The 20,277-nt window shown below is 77.0% G+C and carries 19 protein-coding genes; 7 read left to right on the plus strand and 12 right to left on the minus strand.

What is annotated here, in order from left to right:
- Nucleotides 1-102 precede the first annotated feature (102 nt).
- On the plus strand, nt 103-1,221 hold the full coding sequence (locus ACWIZO_RS02210) for a ThiF family adenylyltransferase (protein WP_448640918.1): 1,119 nt from the start codon (nt 103-105) through the stop codon (nt 1,219-1,221).
- Nucleotides 1,218-2,540: an ABC1 kinase family protein gene (locus tag ACWIZO_RS02215; protein WP_448640919.1), complete on the plus strand. Its 1,323-nt coding sequence runs from the start codon at nt 1,218-1,220 to the stop codon at nt 2,538-2,540. The genes ACWIZO_RS02210 and ACWIZO_RS02215 overlap by 4 nt, the downstream gene beginning before the upstream one ends.
- 166 nt (nt 2,541-2,706) lie before the next feature.
- Here ACWIZO_RS02215 and ACWIZO_RS02220 read toward each other — a convergent pair whose 3' ends face one another.
- The 4 genes from ACWIZO_RS02220 to ACWIZO_RS02235 form a co-directional block, all read right to left on the minus strand.
- The gene (locus tag ACWIZO_RS02220; RefSeq protein WP_446757140.1) at nt 2,707-2,871 is read right to left on the minus strand and encodes a hypothetical protein; all 165 of its coding nucleotides are present in this window, start codon (nt 2,869-2,871) and stop codon (nt 2,707-2,709) included.
- Nucleotides 2,872-2,938: 67 nt separating this feature from the next.
- Nucleotides 2,939-3,286: a WhiB family transcriptional regulator gene (locus ACWIZO_RS02225; RefSeq protein ID WP_448640920.1), complete on the minus strand. Its 348-nt coding sequence runs from the start codon at nt 3,284-3,286 to the stop codon at nt 2,939-2,941.
- 142 nt (nt 3,287-3,428) lie between these two features.
- Entirely contained in the window at nt 3,429-3,812 is a 384-nt protein-coding gene (locus ACWIZO_RS02230) for a hypothetical protein (RefSeq protein WP_448640921.1), read from the minus strand.
- 192 nt (nt 3,813-4,004) lie between these two features.
- Complete coding sequence (locus ACWIZO_RS02235; RefSeq protein ID WP_448640922.1) at nt 4,005-6,047, minus strand: ATP-dependent helicase; 2,043 nt, start codon at nt 6,045-6,047, stop codon at nt 4,005-4,007.
- A gap of 204 nt (nt 6,048-6,251) precedes the next feature.
- Between ACWIZO_RS02235 and ACWIZO_RS02240 the strand changes: the two genes are divergently transcribed.
- The 3 genes from ACWIZO_RS02240 (at nt 6,252) to ACWIZO_RS02250 (ending at nt 7,980) form a co-directional block, all read left to right on the plus strand.
- Nucleotides 6,252-6,515 (plus strand): mycoredoxin, encoded by a 264-nt coding sequence (locus ACWIZO_RS02240; protein WP_446757144.1) that lies wholly within the window; start codon nt 6,252-6,254, stop codon nt 6,513-6,515.
- 122 nt (nt 6,516-6,637) lie between these two features.
- The gene (locus ACWIZO_RS02245; RefSeq protein WP_448640923.1) at nt 6,638-7,321 is read left to right on the plus strand and encodes an ANTAR domain-containing protein; all 684 of its coding nucleotides are present in this window, start codon (nt 6,638-6,640) and stop codon (nt 7,319-7,321) included.
- A 116-nt stretch (nt 7,322-7,437) separates the two neighbouring features.
- Nucleotides 7,438-7,980, plus strand: coding sequence for a uridine kinase (locus ACWIZO_RS02250; protein ID WP_448640924.1), 543 nt, complete (start codon nt 7,438-7,440; stop codon nt 7,978-7,980).
- 83 nt (nt 7,981-8,063) lie between these two features.
- Here ACWIZO_RS02250 and nudC read toward each other — a convergent pair whose 3' ends face one another.
- The 5 genes from nudC to ACWIZO_RS02275 form a co-directional block, all read right to left on the minus strand.
- Nucleotides 8,064-9,023 (minus strand): NAD(+) diphosphatase, encoded by a 960-nt coding sequence (nudC, locus tag ACWIZO_RS02255; protein WP_448640925.1) that lies wholly within the window; start codon nt 9,021-9,023, stop codon nt 8,064-8,066.
- Nucleotides 9,020-10,402 carry a M16 family metallopeptidase gene (locus ACWIZO_RS02260; RefSeq protein WP_448640926.1) on the minus strand — a complete coding sequence of 461 codons (1,383 nt, stop codon included), beginning with the start codon at nt 10,400-10,402 and terminating at the stop codon, nt 9,020-9,022. Before ACWIZO_RS02260 ends, nudC begins: the two co-directional genes overlap by 4 nt.
- A complete protein-coding gene (locus tag ACWIZO_RS02265; RefSeq protein ID WP_448640927.1) occupies nt 10,399-11,709 on the minus strand; it encodes a M16 family metallopeptidase in 1,311 nt (436 codons plus the stop codon). Before ACWIZO_RS02265 ends, ACWIZO_RS02260 begins: the two co-directional genes overlap by 4 nt.
- A 402-nt stretch (nt 11,710-12,111) precedes the next feature.
- Nucleotides 12,112-12,999 (minus strand): DUF2510 domain-containing protein, encoded by an 888-nt coding sequence (locus tag ACWIZO_RS02270; RefSeq protein ID WP_448640928.1) that lies wholly within the window; start codon nt 12,997-12,999, stop codon nt 12,112-12,114.
- A gap of 67 nt (nt 13,000-13,066) precedes the next feature.
- Nucleotides 13,067-14,470 (minus strand): M20/M25/M40 family metallo-hydrolase, encoded by a 1,404-nt coding sequence (locus ACWIZO_RS02275; protein ID WP_448640929.1) that lies wholly within the window; start codon nt 14,468-14,470, stop codon nt 13,067-13,069.
- Nucleotides 14,471-14,516: 46 nt separating this feature from the next.
- On the opposite strand from ACWIZO_RS02275, the gene ACWIZO_RS02280 reads away from it, so the two are divergent.
- Both ACWIZO_RS02280 and ACWIZO_RS02285 read left to right on the plus strand, forming a co-directional pair.
- On the plus strand, nt 14,517-15,353 hold the full coding sequence (locus ACWIZO_RS02280; protein ID WP_448640930.1) for an alpha/beta fold hydrolase: 837 nt from the start codon (nt 14,517-14,519) through the stop codon (nt 15,351-15,353).
- Nucleotides 15,350-15,850: a GNAT family N-acetyltransferase gene (locus tag ACWIZO_RS02285; protein WP_448640931.1), complete on the plus strand. Its 501-nt coding sequence runs from the start codon at nt 15,350-15,352 to the stop codon at nt 15,848-15,850. The genes ACWIZO_RS02280 and ACWIZO_RS02285 overlap by 4 nt, the downstream gene beginning before the upstream one ends.
- 9 nt (nt 15,851-15,859) lie before the next feature.
- On the opposite strand, the gene ACWIZO_RS02290 is transcribed toward ACWIZO_RS02285, so the two are convergent.
- From ACWIZO_RS02290 to ACWIZO_RS02300, 3 genes are all read right to left on the minus strand, one after another.
- A complete protein-coding gene (locus ACWIZO_RS02290) occupies nt 15,860-16,453 on the minus strand; it encodes an IS630 family transposase (protein WP_448642915.1) in 594 nt (197 codons plus the stop codon).
- Nucleotides 16,450-16,857 carry an IS630 transposase-related protein gene (locus ACWIZO_RS02295; RefSeq protein WP_448640932.1) on the minus strand — a complete coding sequence of 136 codons (408 nt, stop codon included), beginning with the start codon at nt 16,855-16,857 and terminating at the stop codon, nt 16,450-16,452. Before ACWIZO_RS02295 ends, ACWIZO_RS02290 begins: the two co-directional genes overlap by 4 nt.
- Nucleotides 16,858-16,938: 81 nt before the next feature.
- Entirely contained in the window at nt 16,939-20,250 is a 3,312-nt protein-coding gene (locus ACWIZO_RS02300; protein WP_448640933.1) for a UvrD-helicase domain-containing protein, read from the minus strand.
- Nucleotides 20,251-20,277 lie beyond the last annotated feature (27 nt).

Consider the following 20,277-nt stretch of genomic DNA (forward strand, 5'->3'; position numbering starts at 1 on the left):
GGCGACACGGCGGCGTCCCGCACTGCAGGACGCCGCCGTCGTCGTCTCCGGACCTGTGGACAGCGCCGGCACGCCGGCCCCCTCCCCTGCCACCCTGCCCCGGTGTCCGACGCCCACCCCCTCCTGCCACCCGGCACGCCGCTGCTGCAGCGCGAACCCGACGCCCTCCAGGTGGGCGGTGTCGACGGCGCCGACGGCCTGCTGGTCGGCGCCGACCCGGCCACGGTCGCCGGCCTGCTGCGCGGCCTGGACGGCCGGCGCGCCCAGCGGGTGGTCCTCGCCGACGCCGGCGCGGCGGGTCTGGACCCCGGCTCGGTCGGCGAGCTGCTCGACCGGCTGCGGGCCACCGGCACGCTGGTCGACCTCGAGGCCGCCGACCTGCTCGCCGCCGACGCGGGGCCGGCTGCCACCGCCCGCGCAGCCACGGAGCTGCCCGCCGCCCGCGACCGCGCCGGCTCCTCCCGCTGGCACGCCCGCCGTGCGGCGTCGGTGGTGGTCGAGGGCGCCACGCGGGTCGGCGTCCCGGTGGCGGCACTGCTCGCGGCCAGCGGGGTGGGGCGCGTCGCCGTCCGCGACGAGGGCGCCGTGGCCGCCGGGGACGCCGTCGTCGGTGGGCTCACCGCCGCTGACGAGGGCCGCCCGCGACGCCAGGCCGCCGCGGACGCCGTCCGCCGTGCCAGTCCGCTCACCGACCTGCTGCCCCTGCCGCCGGGCGCCGTCCCCGACCTCGTCGTGCTCTCCCGGCCCTGGTCGGCCTCCGACCCGCTCGTGGCCGGGCTGCACGACGCCGGGGTGGCGCACCTGGTCGCGACCGTGCGCGGCGAGACCGGCGTCGTCGGGCCGCTGGTGGTGCCAGGGGTGACCAGCTGCCTGCGCTGCGCCGACCTGCACCGCCGCGACGCCGACCCGCGGTGGCCCGTGCTGGCCGCACAGCTCACCGCCGCCGCGGTCGTGCCGAGCGGCGCCACGCTCACCTGCTGGGCCACCGCGCTGGCCGCCGCGCAGCAGGCACTGGCCTACCTCGACGGCAGTGGCAGCCCGGCGGCGCTGTCCGCCGTCGTCGAGCTCCGCCCGCCCGACCTGGCGCCCCGGCTGCGCCGGTGGCCGCCCCACCCCGGCTGCGGGTGCACCGGCCCCGACCCGTCACCGGCTGCCCGGGCGCACGGGACACCCGGTCCCGCCAGCGGCCCGAGCGCTGCGCAGGGGACAATGGCACGGTGAGCGACGACGCACGGGGGATCCCCAGGGGCTCGATCTCGCGCACCGCGCGACTGGCCTCGCTGCCCCTCGGTGCGGCCGGGCGCGCCACGCTGGGCATCGGCAAGCGCCTGTCGGGTCAGCCACAGGAGGCCGTGACCGCCGAGCTGCAGCAGCGCACCGCCGAGCAGCTGTTCGCCGTGCTCGGGCAGCTCAAGGGCGGCGCGATGAAGCTCGGGCAGACGCTGTCGGTCTTCGAGGCCGCGGTGCCCGACGAGGTGGCCGCGCCCTACCGCGAGGCGCTGGTCAAGCTCCAGGAGGAGGCGCCGCCGATGCCGGTGCGCACCGTGCACGCGGTGCTCGCCCAGCAGCTCGGCGGTACCTGGCGCACCCGGTTCCGGGAGTTCGACGACGCCCCGGCCGCGGCCGCCAGCATCGGTCAGGTGCACCGCGCCACCTGGCGCGACGGCCGTGAGGTGGCCGTCAAGATCCAGTACCCGGGGGCGGCCACCGCGCTCATGGCGGACCTCAACCAGCTGGCCCGCTTCGCCCGGTTGTTCGCCGTCCTCTTCCCCGGTCTGGACGTCAAGCCGCTGATCGCCGAGCTCAAGGCGCGGGTGGTGGAGGAGCTCGACTACGGGCTCGAGGCCGACGCGCAGCGGCAGTTCGCCGCGGCCTACGCCGGCGACCCGCTGATCGTCGTCCCGCGGGTGGTCGCCAGCGCGCCCAAGGTCATCGTCTCCGAGTGGCTGGAGGGCCTGCCGCTGTCGCGGGTGATCGCCGAGGGCACCCCGGAGCAGCGCGACCGCGCCGGGCACCTGATGGCGGTCCTGCACTTCTCCGCGCCGCAGCGGGCCGGCCTCCTGCACGCCGACCCGCACCCGGGCAACTTCCGGCTGGTCGACGGCGACCGGCTGGGCGTGATCGACTTCGGCGCCACCGCCCGGCTGCCCGACGGACTGCCCGAGCCCATCGGCCGGCTGGTGCGCTGGGCGCTGGAGGGACGCGCCGAGGACGTCCTGGCCGACCTGCGCACCGAGGGCTTCGTCCGCCCGGGCGTCCAGGTCGACGCCCAGGGCGTGCTCGACTACCTGCGGCCGATGCTCGAGCCGATCGAGCGACACGGCTTCCGCTTCACGCGCGCGTGGATGCAGGACCAGGCCGCCCGCCTCGCCGATCCGCGCAGCGAGGCCAACCGGCTGGGCCGCCTGCTCAACCTGCCGCCGGCCTACCTGCTCATCCACCGCGTGACGATCGGCTCGATCGGCGTGCTCTGCCAGCTCGACGCCGCCGCCGACTACCGCAGCGTCTGCGAGGAGTGGTTGCCCGGCTTCGTCGCCTGACCGCGACGCCGAGGAGGCCGGGTCCCGGACGCACCGGGAGCGTCCGGGACCCGGCCTCGGCCGGTGCGGGGGTCGGCCCCCGCGGATCGGGTCCGCAGGGACGGCCCCTGCGGACGGCGGCGCTGCCTCCACCGGGCGCGTGCGCGCGGTGGGGGCAGCGGGTCCGCTACCGGACGGCGGCGCTGGCGCGCGCGGCACGCCGGGTGGCGTACTCCGCGCGCCGGGTCCACCGCCGGGCGGCGAGCAGCCGGCGCGCGCGGGCGGCGGCGTCGGCCTCGGCCCGCAGCTCGCGCAGCCGGGTGGTGGCGAGCTCGTACTCGTAGGTGCTCATCTCGGTTCCTCGGTGCTCGGCGGGTGGAGAGCCCGCGCGGTGTCAGGATGTCGGATGCCGGCCGCGGCTACGCCGCGACGACCTTGCGGGGCCGGCCCCGCGGGCGCTTGCGCGGGATGACGACACCCCGCTCGAAGATCTCGCCGCCCCAGACGCCCCAGGGCTCGCCGCGGTCGAGCGCGCCGGCCAGGCAGGCGTCGCGGACCGGGCAGTCGCCGCACAGGACCTTGGCCTGCTCGAGCAGCGCCGGGCTCTCGGCGAACCAGAGGTCCGGGTCGTCGGACCCGCGGCACGGCAGGGTCCGCCGCACCGGTGCCGGGGCCAGCGGTGGGCGCGGGGCCCTCGGGGTGGCGCCGCCGGTCCGGGGGAGCCCGGGTCGGCGGTGGGACGTCGGGCGGGCGATCGTCTGCTGCACTGCCGCTCCTCCTCGTACTCGTCGTGTGCGCGGCCGGCGGGGGCCCGCCGACCGGGTGGTCGGGGCCGGGTGCCGCGAGAGACGAAGAGGCCGCGGATCCCGGGTTCGGGTTCCGCGGCCTCGAGGAGGACCGGACGAGCGGCTAGCTCTGCGGTCTCCTCGGGGGAGGGATCCCGAGGGTGGTGCTCGTGGTGGGCTTCGGGTCGGTGGTGGTACGGAGGACGCCGGTGCGGTCACCGATACCGAAGACGTCGGTTCCGATGACGGCGGTGCCGAGGACGTCGGTGGCGGTGAGGCCGGCGGTGGTGAGGCCGGCGGTGGGCAGACCGGTTCCGTGCACAGCGACGCCGGCGGCCGCGAGGCCGGTCCCGGTGAGGGCGAACGGCGTCATGGACCGGACGACGGTGTGGCGCGGGCGAGCGGACGGCCTGACGCCACCCAGCGCACCTGCCTGCGGCGCACGCACGGTGAGGGCACCCGGGCCGGAGACCCCGGCGGGGGTGCAGATCCACGAGGTGTCGATCATGGGTACCCCTCCTCCCGGGGTCGGAGCCGGCGGTCGGGCCGGGCTCGGTCTGGCGCGCCCGAGGGGTTCCGCCAGGCGCAGATCGGACAGTAGGGGCGGTCACGGATCCGGCGCAACGCAATTAACGGCGCCGTCCTCCACCCGCGGGACTGGTCCACCCAGCCCCGCCCCGCCGGCACTCGATGTGAGCGGTCAACTGCTGACGGTCGCGAGCACGTCCTCGCCGTAGAGCTCGAGCTTGCGGGCCCCCACACCCGGCAGCCCCGACAGCTCGCGCAGGCTGGCCGGCCTGGCCTCGGCGATGGCCTGCAGCGTTGCGTCGGTGAAGACGACGTAGGCCGGCACCGACGCCGCCTGCGCGGCGCTGCTGCGCCAGGCGCGCAGCCGCTCGAACAGCTCCCCCGCCTCACCGTCGAGGACGACCTTGACCTTCTTGGCCTTCCGCGGCACCGGCGCCGCCGACGGCGTGGACCCGGGCACCAGGCCCTCGAGGAAGCGGCTCCGGGGACGCGGGCGCCGGGCACCGGGGTTGCGGACCAGCGACCAGGACAGCGTCAGCTGCTCGCGGGCCCGGGTGACCGCGACGTAGAGCAGCCGGCGCTCCTCCTCCACCGCCTCGGGCCGCGACAGCGACTGGGCGATCGGCAGCACGCCGTCGACCAGGCCGACGACGAACACCGCGTCCCACTCCAGGCCCTTGGCCGCGTGCATCGAGGCCAGGGTGACCCCCTGGACGGTGGGCGCGTGCTGGGCGTCGGCCCGCTCCGCGAGGTGCGCGACGAAGCGCGGCAGGTCGACGGTCGGGTCCTCGGCGACCAGGTCGACGGCGAGGTCGACCAGCGCGGCCAGCGACTGCCACCGGTCGCGTGCCGCACCGCCGGCCGGCGGCCGGTGCTCGACCCAGCCGGTCGAGGCCAGCACGTCGCGCACGGTGGGCACCAGCGCGCCCGGCTCGCTGCCGCCGGCCGCCGCCCCGCGCAGCAGCACGACGGCCTCGCGCACCTCGGGCCGCTCGAAGAACCGCTCGCCGCCCTTCAGGACGTAGGGCACCCCGGCGTCGGCGAGCGCCGACTCGTAGACCTGGGACTGGGCGTTGATCCGGAACAGGACGGCGATCTCGGCGGCCGGCGTCCCCGCCTCGACCAGGGCGCGGCAGGCCTGCGCGACCGCGGCGGCCTCGGTGGGCTCGTCGGGGTGCTCGAAGAAGCGCGGAGCGGGCCCCTCGGCGCGCTGACCGAGCAGTCGCAGACCCGGCAGCCCCTTCCGCGGCGGCGCCTGGCCGATCAGCTTGTTGGCCAGCGCGACCACCTGCGGGGTGGACCGGTAGTCGCGCTCGAGCTTGACCACCTCCGCGTCGGGATAGCGGTCGGCGAAGCCGAGCAGGTGGTCGGGGTCGGCGCCGGTGAAGGAGTAGATGGTCTGGTTGGGGTCACCGACCACGCACACGTCGGCACGCCCGCCGAGCCAGGCGTCGAGCAGCCGCTGCTGCAGCGGGTTGACGTCCTGGTACTCGTCGACGACGAAGTACCGGTACTGCGCCCGCACCTGCCGGGCGACGTCGGGGTGCTCCTCCAGCGCGAACGCGGTGACCAGCAGCAGGTCCTCGAAGTCCAGCGACCCGTCGCGCTGCTTGGCCGACTCGTAGGAGGCGTACACCCGCGCCACGGCGTCCGCCTCGAACGGCGGCTCCCGCCCCGCCGCCTGCGCCCGCTTGGCGTAGTCCTCGGGCGTGGCCAGCGTGGTCTTGGCCCACTCGATCTCGCTGGCGAGGTCGCGCAGGCTGGTGCGGTCGGTGGTCAGCCGGTTGCGGGTCGCCGCCGAGGCCACCACGCGCAGCTTGTTCTCGATCAGCGGCGGCAGCGGCCCGCCGAGCACGCGCGGGGCGAAGTAGCGCAGCTGGCGCATCGCCGCGGCGTGGAACGTGCGGGCCTGCACGCCGCCGACACCGAGGCCGGCCAGCCGGGTGCGCAGCTCCCCGGCCGCCCGGGCGGTGAAGGTCACCGCCAGCACCTGCTCGGGCACGAAGGCGCCGGTGTGCACGCCGTAGGCGATCCGGTGGGTGATGGTGCGGGTCTTCCCCGTCCCGGCGCCGGCGAGGATGCAGAGCGGACCCGTGACCACCTGCGCCGCCGTCCGCTGCTCCTCGTCGAGACCGGCCAGCACCGCCTCGGCGCCGGCGGCGGAGGGCGCCGGAGACCCGGCGGCACGTCCGGGTGCGTCGGCTGTCCGCGGCATGCGGGGTCCCTCCAAGTGGTGTGCGGGCGGGCGGTCGCGCGACCGTCCCCCGAGTCTCCCAGCCGGGGACGACACCCGGCGGGGACACCCCGGGCCTGGGGACGGCGGGGTGCGTGGGGACGGGGAAGGTCCGCCGCGGTCGGGGTGTTGCCCTGCCCGGGACGCCGTGCGCCCCGCACCCACCGACTGCCTGGAGGACCCCGAGTGACTGCCGCACCCGCCGCCGTGACGATGTACACCACCACCTGGTGCGGGTACTGCGTGCGGCTGAAGAAGCTCATGCAGATGGAGGGCATCACCTACTCCGAGGTCGACATCGAGCGCGACGAGGCCGCCGCCGACGTCGTGATGAACGCCAACGGGGGCAACCGCACGGTGCCGACCCTCGTGTTCGCCGACGGCAGCGCCCTGACCAACCCCAGCATCGACCAGGTGAAGGCCCAGCTGGCGCAGCAGCCCGGCGCCTGAGACGGCGGGTGGTGCACGGTCACCGACCCCCGACGGTGCATCATCGACCCTCGGCGGGTCGAGACCGTGCCCCCCGACCGTCCCCGGCCCGCCCGGCCGGACCAGCCCCGGGAGCCGCTGCCGTGACCTCGGACGCCGCGCACCTCACCGCCGTCGACACGCCCGGTTCCTCCCCCGGTGACCCGGCGGACCGGCCGGCCGTCCTCGTCGCCCGGACCGGTCGCGGCTGGAGCGTGTTCGCGCCCGGCCGCGCCGAGGACGTCGGGGACCTGCTGGAGGGCATGTCCCTGGCCGACCTCGTCGCCGAGGAGCTGGGCGCCCCCGCCGAACCCGACCGCACCGCCCGCCGGGCGGCCCGCGGCCCGGCGGCCGACGAGATGGCGGCCGACCCGCACGAGGCCCGGATCGCGGCGCTGGAGCGCACCGTCGCCCAGCTCGAGCACGCGCTGGCCTCGCGCGTGTTCACCGAGCGGGCCATCGGCGTGCTCGCCGAGCGGCACACCACCACGCCGCGCGCGGCGTTCGAGGCGCTGCGGGCCCAGGCCCGGTCCTTCGGCCGCCCGGTGCACGAACTCGCCCGCGAGGTGCTGGCGACGCTGGAGCGGCTGCCGGGCGACCCGCCGCCAGCCGCACCCGTCGCGCCGGCCGGTCCCGCAGCGGCCGCTCCCGCACCGGCCGCTCCCGCACCGGCCGCCGAGACGGCGACGACCGCGGTACCGCCCGCACCGCGACGGACCGCCGGCCGGCGGGTCGAGCGCGGCAGCAGCCGGCCGGGCCCGGCGTCGCCCGCGGACGGCCGCCGCTGAGCGGTCCGCAGCCGCTGACCCCGGGCGCGCTGGCCCAGCGGCTGGCCGCCCTCCTCGCCGACGTCGAGCCCCTGCCCGGGGCCGCTGCGCTGCGGGTCGCCGTCGACGGCCCCGACGTGGCCGCGCCGGTCGACATCGCCGCCGCCGTCGCCGGGCGGCTGCCCGTCCTCGGCCGGCCCGCGGTCGTCGTCCCCGCTGCCGGGTTCCTCCGGCCGGCCTCGCTGCGCCTGGAGCACGGCCGCACCGACCCCGACGCGCGCTACACCGACTGGCTCGACACCCGGGCGCTGGCCCGCGAGGTGCTCGACCGGGTGGGGCCGGGTGGTCCGGGCGAGTACCTGCCCGTGCTGTGGGACGTCGAGCGCGACCGCGCCGCCCGCGCCGGTTACCGGCCGGTGCCGCCCGGCGGGGTGCTGCTCGTGCCGGGGGCGCTGCTGCAGGGCGTGGGGCTGGCCTTCGACGTCGTGGTGCACCTGCGGGTGGCGCCGGCCGCGCGCCGCCGGCGGTTCCCCGCGGAGCAGGCGTGGGAGCTGCCCGCCTTCGACCGCTACGACGACGAGGTCGACCCCGCCGCGCTGGCCGACGCGGTGGTGCTGGCCGACCGGCCCGAGCACCCGGCGCTGGTGCTGCAGAACCGGTGGGCCGCGCCGCCGCGGTGATCAGGTGACCTGATCCTGGCGCGTCCTCCCTCACGGTGGGCGGTGAGGGAGGACGCTCGACGATCAGGTGGGCTGATCGTGGCTCAGCCCAGGTCGCCGGCGATCCAGCGGTCGATGATGTGCCGGGCGATCGACACCGGCGGCGGCAGCGCCTCGGGACCGCGGCCGGCGGCGAGCTCCTCACGGGTCCACCAGCGGGCTTCCTCGATCTCCGTGGGGTCCAGCCGCAGCTCCAGGTCACCCTCGGCCCGCGCGACGAACCCGAGCATCAGCGACTGCGGGAACGGCCACGGCTGGCTGCTCACGTAGCGGATGTCGGTGACGGCCAGGCCGACCTCCTCGGCCACCTCCCGGGCCACCGCGCCCTCGGCGGACTCACCGGGCTCGACGAACCCCGCGAGGATCGAGAACCGCCCGGGCGGCCACACCGCCTGGCGGCCGAGCACGCAGCGGTCGCCGCCGTCGTGCACGAGCATGATCACCGCCGGGTCGGTGCGCGGGAACAGCTCGGTGCCGGTGACCGGGTCGCGCTGCACCCAGCCGGCCCGCTCGATCGTCGTGGGGGCACCGGACACGGGGCTGAACCGGGCGCGCTCGTGCCACTCCAGGATGCCGATGGCCTCGGCGAGCAGACCGGCGTCGAGGTCCCCGAGGTCGGCGCCCACCTCGCGCAGCCCGGTCCACAGGTCCACCGCCCGGCCGTTGACCGTCAGCGCCCGCTCCCCCCGGACTGCCGCGTACGGGACGCCGTCGGCCTCGCCGAGGTACACCGCCCCGACCGGCAGTTCCGGCTGCTCGTCCCACACCAGCGCCGGGCCGCCGTCGGTCTCGACGACGGGCACGGCGCGCCGCTCGTCGACGGTGAGCACCCGCACCGGGCGGCCCCCCGTCGGGTCGGGCAGCGACCGCGCCAGGTGCGCGCGGTCGTGCGCCGAGCGCGACAGCACCGGCACCGCACCGGTGGTCGTCCGGGTGCCGGCGGGCCAGCTCTCCCGGGTGGGCGTCACGTCGTCCGGCGTGCTCCCGCCGGGCGGGACGCTCATGCCGGCTCCGGTGCCGTCGCGGCGGCGCTGGCGGTGACGTCGACCGGGCCGAGGGCGCGCAGGGAGTCGGTGACCCGCTCGGCATCACCCACGATGACGCCGGTGAGCGCGGCCGGGGCCAGGTAGCGCCGCGCGGCCTCCTGCACCTGCTCGACGGTGACCTCGGCCAGCGCGCGCTGGTGCTCGGCCAGCCACTCGGCGGACAGACCCGACCCGGCCAGCGCCGAGAGCGTGCTGGCCAGACCGGCGTGCGTCGCGGTGGACAGCGCCATGCTCCCCAGCACGTAGCGCCGCGCGGCGTCCAGCTCGGCCTCGGTGACCGGCGCCAGCGCCATCCGGCCCAGCTCGGCCCAGGTCTCCAGGAACGCCGGGCCGGTCACCTCGGTGGCGACGTCGGCCTCGACGAGGAACGAGGACGCGGCGGCGAGGTGGTCGACGGTGCTGCGCGGGCTGTAGGAGTAGCCGCGCCGCTCGCGGATGTTTTCGACCAGCCGCGAGGAGAAGTAGCCGCCGAAGACCATGCCGGCCAGCCGGACGGCGGGCAGGTCGGGGTCGGTGCGGCCCGGGGCCGGTCCGCCGAGGCGGATGTTGGACTGCACCGCGCCGGGCCGGTCGACGACCTCCAGGTGCCCGGGCGCCAGCGTGGGAGCCGGTGGCGCGCCGGCCGCGGCGCCCTCGCCGGCCCACTTCCCCAGCGCGTCGGCGACGGCGTCGGTGGCCCGGCCGGCGTCGAGGTCGCCGACCAGTACCAGGGTGCTGCCGGTGGGCAGCACCCGCTCGCGGTGCAGCCGGCGCAGCGCGGCCGCTCCGACCCTGCCGACCAGCTCCGGCGTCGGCAGCTGGGCGGCGTAGGGGTGGGTGCCGTAGCGGCGGGCGGCCAGCGCCGTCCGCGCGATGACGCCGGGCTGGGAACGGGCGATGGCGATCCGCTCGGCCACGCGGTCGCGCTCGGCGTCCACCCGGTCGGTCGGGTAGGCCGCCTGTGTGAGCACCTCGGCGAGCACGCCGAGGACCGGCGCGAGCCCCTCGGACAGCAGCGTCGTGGAGAGGAGCAGCCGGTCGGGGTCGGCGGCCACCGACAGCTCGGCGCCGTGGCCCTGCAGCAGCTCGGCGATCCCGGTGGCGTCGTGCTGCGCCGTCCCGAGGAGGACGGCGCCGGAGAGCACCGACGCACGGGCGGCGTGTTGGGCGGCGCCGCGCGGGGAGGTGGCGGCGAAGGGCACCCGCAGCCGCAGCTCGACCAGCGGGACGCCGGGCCGCGGGACGACGACGACGGTGAGCCCGCTGGGCAGCGTCGTCGTCGCCACCTCCGGCACCGGCTGCGGGCGGGGTTCGCCCAGCGGCGGGACGAGGTCGAGGTCCAGGACCGGCGCGCTCACCGGGTACCCCCGGTGGCCCGCAGCTCCAGCACCGCGGCGGTGCCGGGATCGAGCCCCTTCGCCGCCGCCTGCACCTCGTCGGGGGTGACCGCGGCCAGCCGGGCGGCGATCTCCCCGGCCAGCTCGGCGCGGCCGTGCACCAGCTCCGCGGCGGCGAAGCCCAGGGTGCGGCCGAGCACCGAGTCGGCCTCGCGCAGCAGCTGGGCGCTGGTCCGGGCCTGCACCCGGGCCAGCTCCTCGGCGGTGACGCCCTCGGTGACCACCCGGGCGATCTCCTCGTGCACCGCGCCGAGGACGTCCTCCACCGGCACGGCGGCGGGGTGGTGCACCTGGGTGGTCAGCAGGGTGGCGTCGCGGACGTCGAACGGGTCGCCGAAGAGGCCCACGTAGCTGCTCTGCGCCACCGCCAGCCGGTCGTCGTGCACCAGCCGGCGCTCCAGCCGAGAGGCGTCGCCCTCGCTGAGCAGCTCGGCCAACAGCACGGTGCCGAGGTAGGTGTCGAGGTCGCCGACCGGGTCGGGCACCCGCCAGCCGAGGGCGACGGCCGGTGCGGGGGCCAGCCGGTCCTCGACGACGCCCGAGCGCACCGTCGTCGGCGAGGGCTCGCCGGTGACCGGCGTCGGCGGCACGTCGCGCGCCTCGACCGCGCCGAACCAGCGGCGCACCGACCGTTCGGTCTCGCCGACGTCGAGGTCGCCGCCGATGCACAGGACGGCGTTGCCCGGGGCGTAGTAGCGGGAGAAGAAGTCGGTGGCGTCGGCGACGGTGGAGCTCTCCAGGTCGACGAAGGAGCCGTAGCCGTCGTGGGTGTTGGCGAAGCTCTCGAAGGCCAGCTGCGGCAGCTGCAACCAGGGGAAGGCGCCGTAGGGCCGGTTGAGCACGTTGACCCGGATCTCCTCCTTGACCACGTCGATCTGGTTGCGGAGGTTCTCCTCGGTGATCGCCGGCGCGGCCATGCGGTCGGCCTCGAGGAACAGCGCGCGCTCGAGCGCCTCGGCCGGCAGCGCCTCGTAGTAGTTCGTGTAGTCCTGGTGCGTCGAGCCGTTGAACGTGCCGCCGGCGGCCTGCACCAGGCGGGCGTGCTCCATCTTCGGCACGTGCGCCGAGCCCTGGAACATCACGTGCTCGAAGAGGTGGGCGAAGCCGGTGCGGCCCTCCGGCTCGTTGCGCATGCCCACGTCGTAGAAGACGGTCACGGCGACGACCGGCACGCTGCGGTCGGGCGCGAGGACGACCCGCAGCCCGTTGTCCAGCGAGAAGCGCTCCACCGGGTGCCGCAGGATCAGGTCGGCCCCAGCTGATGTCACGGACCGACCCTAACCGCGCCGGACGACGCCCCGCCGGGCGGTCGGGGGACGGAGCCGGGATCAGGTGACCTGATCGTGGCGCGTCCTCCCCCACGGTGGGCGGTGAGGGAGGACGCGCTGCGGTGAGGGAGGACGCGCTGCCGTGAGGGAGGACGGGCGGCCGGGGCCGGGTGGCCGGAGTCGGGCTCAGCGCGTCGATCGAGCTCGGTGCCGGGGCCCGTCCGCCTGAGCGAGCGAGACGTGGGCGCGCCGAGGGCCTCCGGAGCACGGGGCCGCGTCCGGAGGCGAGGCGCCCTGCGGGGCCGTGCCCGGGGACGGACCCGCGGGGTCCTCGCCGGGTGCGGCGGCACGGCTCAGCGCAGGCCGGGACGGCACGTGGGCGCGGGGCGGAGGACCGCAGTGTCACAGCACGTCGATGTCGCCGACGACCCGGTCGATGACCCCGTAGAGCTCCGCGTGGGTGTTGGGGATCGAGAGGTAGAGCAGCGCGGGGTCGGGACGGCCGACGTCGACCACGACCAGCGCCGCCCGCTCCCCGGTGGAGTCGTAGCCCTCGACGTCCCAGCCGAGCTGGAACTCGATCAGGTGCGCGGCGTGGCCGTCGACGGTGAGCGCCTCGTCGCGGAGCACCTCGCGCTCGTTCGGTTGGGGGTAGTAGGACGCACGGACGGTGTCGGCCAGCGCAGTGACGGTGGCCTGCTCGCTGCCGGGGCCGGTCCAGCCGAAGCCGTCGGACACCGGACCCGAGGTGCACTGGGCGATGAAGATGCCGGCCGGGGTCTGCTCCTGGGTGGTGAAGTACTGCCCGGCGATCGTGCGGGTCTCGGTCATCGGGCCGAGGTCGTACTCGTACCAGCCGGTGCCGAGGAACGGGTAGGAGATCCCGGAGTCCTCGTCGACGATCCGCACCGTGCCCGGCGGGAACGTCGTCCCGGCCGACGGGGAGCTCGCCACCGTGGGGTCGGTCGTCGTCGCCGTGCCGCTGCGCCCCGACAGGCCCACCACCAGGGCGAGGACGACCACGGCCACCACGGCGAGCACGCCACCGCCGACCCACCAGGCGGCGCGGCGGCGCGGCGGGGCGGCGACGGGCGGCCAGGGCGCCGCGGACGACGGCGGCTGCGGCGGCTGCGGCGGCGCGGCCACCGGCGTGTGCACCGCGACGCCCGGGCCGGCCGGCGTCGTGACGTCCGACCAGCCCGCCCCGTCCCACCAGCGCACCATCCCGGCGGCGCCGTCGGGATCGGGGTACCACCCCGCGGGGGCGCTCGGCTGTCCGGGTCCGGTCACGCGGTCAGGCTAGGTCCCGGCCGGCCCGTTCCCCGGCACCCGCGTCGCCGCGGTCCCCCGTCGTGGGTCAGCGAGCCGCCAGCTCCCGCCACAGGTGCGCCGCGGCCTCCGCCCCGCGGTACAGCATCGGCAGCAGCACCCGCTCGTTCGGCGAGTGGATCCGGTCGGTGGGCAGCCCGGCGCCGAGGAACACCAGCGGGGCACCGAGCACCTCGACCAGGTCGGCCTCGGGGCCGCTGCCGCCCTCACGGGTGAACAGCACGTCGTCCGGGGCGGTGTCGAAGGCCTGCCCGATCGCGCGGAGCAGGGCCGCCGTGTGCGGCGAGTCGAGGTCGCTGGCGCACGGGGCGACGCCGCCGGGCGGGGTGTGCACCTCGGCCTCGATGCCCTCGGGCAGGTGCTGCTCGACCCACTCGCGCAGGACCGGGCCGACGTCGCCGGGCCGCTGGTCGGCCACCAGCCGGAAGGTGAGCTTGGCGTGCGCCTCGGCCGGGATGATCGTCTTGTGGCCGGGGCCGGTGTAGCCACCCCACACGCCGTTGACCTCGGCGGTCGGGCGGGCGCCGATGCGCTCCAGCGTGCTGAAGCCCTCCTCGCCGGCGGTGGCGCGGGAGGCGGCCGGCCCGGCGAGCCACGCGGCCTCGTCGAAGGGCACGCGGCCCATCAGCTCGCGCTCGCGGTCGGTCAGCGCGCGCACCTCCTCGTAGAAGCCGGGCAGGGTGACCCGGCCGTGCTCGTCGTGCAGCGCGGCGAGCAGGGACGCCATGGCGTGCAGCGGGTTGGGGACGGCGCCGCCGAACGAGCCCGAGTGCAGGTCGACCGCGGGGCCGCGCAGGGTGATCTCGGCGTCGGCCAGGCCGCGCATGGCGACGACGGCGCTCGGGACGTCCGGCGCGGCCATGCCGGTGTCGCTCACGACGACGACGTCGCAGGCCAGCCGGCCGGCGCGCTCGCGCAGCAGGTCGGCGAAGTGCGGGGAGCCGGACTCCTCCTCGCCCTCCACCAGCAGCTTGACCGTGACGGCGGGGGTGTCGCGGCCGGTGGCCGCCAGGTGCGCGCGGATGCCGAGCAGGTGCATCGCGACGTTGCCCTTGTCGTCGATGGCGCCGCGGGCGTGCAGCTCCGGGCCGTCGGGACCGTCGACGCGCACGGGCTCGAACGGCGCGTGCTCCCACAGCTCGAGCGGGTCGACCGGCTGCACGTCGTGGTGGCCGTAGACCAGGGCCACCGGGGCGCCGTCGTCGGCCGCCGGCCACTCGGCGTAGACGGCCGGGGCCCCGGCGGTCTCCCACACCTCGACGACGGGGAAGCCGGTGCGCCGCAGCGCGGCGGCCAGCCACCCGGCGCTGGCGGCGACGTCGGCGGCGTGCGCGGGGTCGGCGGAGATCGACGGGATGCGCAGCCAGGCGTCGAGGTCGGCGTGCAGGTCGTCGAGGTGGGCCTGCACGAAGGCGCGTTCCGGGCTCGTCACGGTCGCCGACGGTAATCGTGGACTTCCACCGGCTAGGTTCCGGCCCATGGCCGGAGAGCTGTTGAGAGTGGACGTCGGCGACCTCAGCTTCGACGTGCGGGCCGACGGACCCGAGGACGGGCGGCCGGTGCTCCTGCTGCACGGCTTCCCCGAGACGTCGCTGTCGTGGGCGGCGGTGACGCCGCGGCTGACCGGGGCGGGGCTGCGCACCTACGCGGTCGACCAGCTCGGCTACTCCCCCGGCGCGCGGCCGCTCGACGTCGACGCGTACGCGCTGACGAACCTCGCGCAGGTCACCGCCGACCTCATGACGGCCATGGCCGTCCCGGTGGCCGACGTGGTCGGGCACGACTGGGGCGCCAACGTCGCCTGGGCGCTGGCCGCCTGGCACGAGGACCGGGTGCGCTCGCTGACCGCCGTCTCGGTGCCGCACCCCACCGCGTTCACCGCGGCCTGGCGCAGCGACCCCGAGCAGAAGGAGCGCTCCGCCTACATCCGGCTGTTCTGGCAGGAGGGCAAGGCCGAGGAGGTGCTGCTGGCCGACGACGCCCGCCGGCTGCGGCGCATGTTCGGCGACGCCGTGGACCGCGAGGCCGTCGACGAGTACGTGGCGGTGCTGTCGGCGCCGGGCGCGCTGACCGCGGCGCTGAACTGGTACCGGGCGATGAGCTCGGCGACGCCGGTCGACGACGTTCCGGTGCCGACCACCTACGTGTGGAGCGACGGCGACATCGCGATCGGCCGGATCGCCGCCGAGGGCTGCGCCGAGTACGTCAGCGGCGACTACCGCTTCGTCGAGCTGGCCGGCGTCAGCCACTGGATCCCCGAGCAGGCCCCGGACGAGCTGGCCGCCGCGATCCTGGACCGCGTCGCGTCGACGTGACCGTGCGGCTCCGCGTCCCGATCCCGGAGGACGCCGGGACCTGGGCGGACCTGTTCGACGACGCGGAGGTCATGCGGTACGTCGGTACCGGCGAGCTGCGGGACCGGGCGTGGTACCGGGCGTTCGTGCAGCGGCAGCGCGAGCTGGCGGAGAGCACCGGCCTGTGCCTGTTCACGGTCCTCGTCGGCGAGCAGGTCGCCGGGTTCACCGGCGTCCAGCCCTGGACCCAGCCGTGGGGACCCACCGGGGTGCCGGAGATCGGCTGGCGGCTCGGCCGCCGGTTCTGGGGGCAGGGCACCGCGACGACGGCGGCGCGCACGGTGCTCGACCGGGCGCGGGCCCTCGCGGTGCCCCGGGTGGTCGCGCTGGTGCACGCGGACAACGCCGCCTCGCGGGCGGTCGCGCGCAGGCTCGGCCTGACCGAGGAGACGTCCCTCCGGACGCCGTCCGGCGCACCCGTCGTGCAGTACGGCACGGCGCTGACCGCGCCGTCCTGACAGCGGTCTTCAGGTGGTTTGGTGGGTGGAGTAGCCGGCATGGGCGAACCAGCCAGCGGCGTCGGTGGCGGTGACCGCGGCCAGCGCCACGGCGATGGCCGCATCCAGGGCCGCGCGGGTGCGCGCGCCGGCGGCTTTCACCAGGGCCTTGATCTTGCTGAACGCCTCCTCCACCGGAGAGAAGTCCGGCGAGTAGGCGGGCAGGAACACCAGCCGGCAGCCCGCGGCCTCGACCAGCGCGCGCATCCGCTCAGGCTTGTGCGCGCCGACGTTGTCGACCACCACCACCTGCCCGGGCCGCAGCGCCGGCAGCAGCACCCGCTGCAGATAGGCGGCGAACACCGCCGCGGTCGTACCGCCCTCCACCGTCATCGCCGGGCTCATGCCCGACAACGCCAGCCCGGTGATCAACGTGGTCACCGCACCGCGATTACGCGGCACCGCGCCGCGCGCCCGAACCCCGCGCACCGCCCGCGCGCGGCGGCGGGTCATCGAGGTGTGAGTGCCGCACTCATCGACGAACACCAGCCGGGCCGGATCGGTGGTGGCCACCTCGCGGTGCCACCGAGCGCGCGCGGTCTCGTCGCGCTCGGTGGCGCTCAGGCTTTTGACTTCAGCGGCCGACCCGGCCGCCGCCGCCGCCCGGTCGGCGTCAGCGCCTGATCCGGCTCGTCGGGCGGCAGCGCGGCGATCGCCCGGGACATCGTCGCCGCCGACACCACCACGCCCCGCTGGCTGGCGAAGGCGCTGACATGCTCGGCCAGGGTGGCATCGGCCGCCGCACCCAGCCGATCCGGCAGCCAGGCCTGCAGCTGCTGCTTCTTCGCCGGCACCGGCCCGTGCCGCTGCGCGGTCGGGGCCAAGCTGCCGGTGTTCCGCCGCCGAGCCAGATATCGGCCCACGGTGTTGACCGACACCCGGAAGGTCACTGCCGCCCGCTCTTGGGTCATCCCGCCATCGACTGCGGCAACAACCCGCTCACGCAGATCCATCGAGTACGCCCGCATGCCTCAGGCCTACTCCACCAAGCAACCAGCACACCGCTGTGAGGCCCGCGCCCGCACCACGCCGTCGGGCAGCGGGCCGCGTCACCCGAGTTCCGGGTCCTCCTCCGGCGGCGGGGGCAGCACGTCGTCCGGGGGCTCCTCGGGCAGGTCCTCGCCGGTGACGAGCGCGAGCAGGCCGGCCTCGTCGAGCAGGTCGACCGGGCGCACGGTGACGCCGGCGGCGACGTGGTGGAACCCGGCGCTGACCCGCTCGACCGGGACCCCGGCCAGCCGCGACCAGCCCAGCCGGTAGGCGGCCAGCTGCACCGCCGCGGCGGCCAGCTCCGCCCCGGACGGCGGCGGGCCGGTCTTCCAGTCGACGACCTCGAAGCCGCCGTCGCCGTCGTCGAAGACCGCGTCGATGCGGCCGCGCAGGGTCAGCGGGCCCAGCGGCGTCTCGAACGGCACCTCGACCTCGACCGGCTGCCGGTCGGCCCACGGACCGGCGAGGAACGCCTCCTGCAGGGCGCCCAGCGCGCCGTCGGGCGGGGCGCCCTCGTCGCCGGAGCCGGGCAGCTCGTCGAGGTCGAGCAGCCGCGCGGCGCCGAAGCGCTCCTCCAGCCAGGCGTGGAAGGCGGTGCCGCGGCGGGCCAGGGGCGCGGGCGCGGCCGGCAGCGGCCGGCGCAGCCGCCGCGCCAGCCCGGCGGGGTCACGGCGCAGCGCGACCAGCTCCGACACCGACAGGTGGCTGGGCAGCGGCACCTCGACCGTCGGCCGGGCGGAGCGCCGGCGCTCGCGCAGCAGCAGGTCGGCGTCGCGGACCCAGTCGGCCACCGCCGGGTCGCCGGTGCCGAGGACGGCGGCGGCGTCCAGCGGGTGTGGTGGGGTCGCGGCCACCAGCTCGGCGGCGGCGGTGAGCGCGCGGCGGCGGGGCGGGGACAGCGGGTCGGCCGGCCACACCCCGACCGGCCACTCGTCCAGCGCCGGGTTGGTCGCCCCCTCCTCCGGCCGCTCGGCCCAGGCGACGACGACGCCGGCGCCGGCGGCGCACGCCCGGCGGACGGTGTCGAGCAGCACCGAGGGGCCGTTGGGCCGGACGCCCTCGCGCCACCAGCTGCCCGAGCAGACCAGCAGGTGCTTGGCGCGGGTGACCGCCACGTAGCCCAGGCGGATCTCCTCGGCCGTGCCGAAGTCCTTCCACGCCTCGACGTAGTCCTCGAGCGCGGCCCGCACCGCGGCCTGGTCGCCGGAGCCGGGCACCGGCAGGCGCAGCTGCGGCAGCTCGGCGCGGTCGGTGGTGCGCAGGTCGACCGGGACCGCGCCGGGGTCCTTGACCCACGAGTCGGCGGTGTCGGTGCGCGCCGGGAACTGGTCGGCGGTCATGCCGGGGACGGCGACGACGTCCCACTCCAGGCCCTTGGCCGAGTGACCGGTGAGCAGCTGGATCGACTCGGGGTCGACGGCGACCTCGCCGGGTTCGAGCCCCCGCTCGCGCTCCTCGGCGTCCTTCAGGTAGCCCAGGAACGCCGGCAGCGAGGGCAGCTCGGCCAGCTCGGTGAACTCGGCGGCCACGCCGTGCAGGGCGTCGAGGTGCGCCCGCGCCGCGCCGGGGCTGACGCCGGGCGCGCTGGCCAGCTCGGTCTCCAGGCCCAGCGTGCGTGCGACCTCGTCGACCAGGTCCGGCAGCGGGTCGCCCAGCCGCCCGCGCAGGTGCGCCAGCTCCGCGCCCAGGCGCCGCAGCCGCCGGTGGGCCACGGCGGAGTAGGCCGACGGGTCGCCGAGGTCGTCGAGCGCCTCGACGATGCTGCCGCGCTCGGACGGCCGGGCGGCGGGGTCGTCGTCCTCCCGGGCGGCCCGGCGCGAGCGCACGAGCACCCGGGCGCGGGCCTCGAGCGCGGCGAGGTCGCGGGGGCCGATCCGCCACCGGGCGCCGGTGAGCAGCCGGCCCAGGGCATCGCCGGCGGTCGGGTCGACGAGCACGGTGAGGGTGGCGACGACGTCGGAGACCTCGGGCACCTCGAGCAGCCCGCCGAGGCCGACCACGGTGACCGGCAGCCCGCGGGCGCGCAGCGCGGCGGCGATGCCCGGCAGCTGCTTGCGGGTGCGGACGAGCACGGCCGTGGTGGGCGGGCGGCCGTCGGGCCGCGGCGGCAGCGCCGGGTCCTCGCCGCGCCAGCAGGCGGCCAGCCGGTCGGCCAGCGCCTCGGTCTCCTCGGCGACCGTCGGGTACAGCCCGGCGGCGACCAGTCCCGGGCCGGCCCCCGGTGCCGGGGTGAGGTCGGGCAGCGGCACCTCCGGGGCGGGCAGCAGCCCGGCGACGGCGTTGGCGACGGCGAGGACGGCGCCGTCGTTGCGCCAGCTGGTGGCCAGGGTGAGCCGCTCGGACCGCCGCCCGCGGACGCCGGGGAAGGTGCGGTCGAAGCGCTCGATCGTGCCGGCCGAGGCGCCGCGCCAGCCGTAGATCGACTGGCGCGGGTCGCCGACGGCGAGCACCGCGTGCCCGCTCGGACCCCCGAACAGCGCCTCCAGCATCCGCAGCTGCCCGACGCTGGTGTCCTGGTACTCGTCGAGCAGCACCACCGGCCAGCGGGCCCGCTCGCGGCGCCCCACCTCGGGCGCGGTGACCGCGACCCGGGCGGCCAGCGCCACCTGGTCGGAGTGGTCGATCGCGCCGGCGGCCCGCTTGCGCGCCTCGAAGGCCTCGACCAGCGGCAGCAGCGCCACGCGGGCGCGCTGGCGGGCGAGCATCTCCCGCACCGGCGCGTACGGGCCGCGCTTGCCCTTGGCGTCGGGGTAGCCGGCGATCCGCCGCTCCAGCTGCGCGGTCCACGCCCGCAGCCGGTCGGCGGTGACGTCGTGCTCGCCGAGCTCGCCGGCCAGCGCCAGCACGTCCTCGACGGTGGTCAGCGGGCTGAGCGGGACGTCGTCCATGTCGCCGGTCCAGCCCGAGACGACGGAGGACGCCTGCCCCCAGCACATGGCCGGGCCGAGGACGCCGGCGCCGGGCTCGACCCCGATCCGCAGGCCGTGCTCGGAGACCAGCGACGCGGCGTAGCCGTGGTAGGTCGACACCGTCGGCGCCGCCACGGCCAGCTGCTCGCACAGCGCCGGGTCGGTCTCCGGGTGCCGGGCGAGGGCCGCCAGCCGGATCCGGATGCGCTCGCCCAGCTCGCTGGCGGCCTTGCGGGTGAAGGTCAGGCCCAGGATCGCGTCGGGCGCGACCAGCTCGTTGGCCACCAGCCAGCAGACGCGGGCCGCCATCGTCTCGGTCTTGCCCGACCCGGCGCCGGCGACGACGACCAGCGGCCGGTCGGCCGGCGCGGACACCACCCCGGCCTGCTCGGGCGAGGGCGCGTAGGACAGCCCGCAGCGGGCGGCGACCTCGGCCGGCGTGAGCAGCCGCCGCTCGCGCACCGGCTCGGGTGCGGTCCCGAAGAGCTC

Source organism: Geodermatophilus sp. URMC 63 (genome assembly GCF_053502565.1).

Coding starts and splice junctions, on each gene's coding strand:
- ACWIZO_RS02220 (WP_446757140.1), bottom strand. CDS start 2,871: ATGAGCACCTACGAGTACGAGCTCGCCACCACCCGGCTGCGCGAGCTG.
- ACWIZO_RS02230 (WP_448640921.1), bottom strand. CDS start 3,812: ATGATCGACACCTCGTGGATCTGCACCCCCGCCGGGGTCTCCGGCCCG.
- ACWIZO_RS02235 (WP_448640922.1), bottom strand. CDS start 6,047: ATGCCGCGGACAGCCGACGCACCCGGACGTGCCGCCGGGTCTCCGGCG.
- nudC (WP_448640925.1), bottom strand. CDS start 9,023: ATGAGCGTCCCGCCCGGCGGGAGCACGCCGGACGACGTGACGCCCACC.
- ACWIZO_RS02280 (WP_448640930.1), top strand. CDS start 14,517: ATGGCCGGAGAGCTGTTGAGAGTGGACGTCGGCGACCTCAGCTTCGAC.
- ACWIZO_RS02295 (WP_448640932.1), bottom strand. CDS start 16,857: ATGCGGGCGTACTCGATGGATCTGCGTGAGCGGGTTGTTGCCGCAGTC.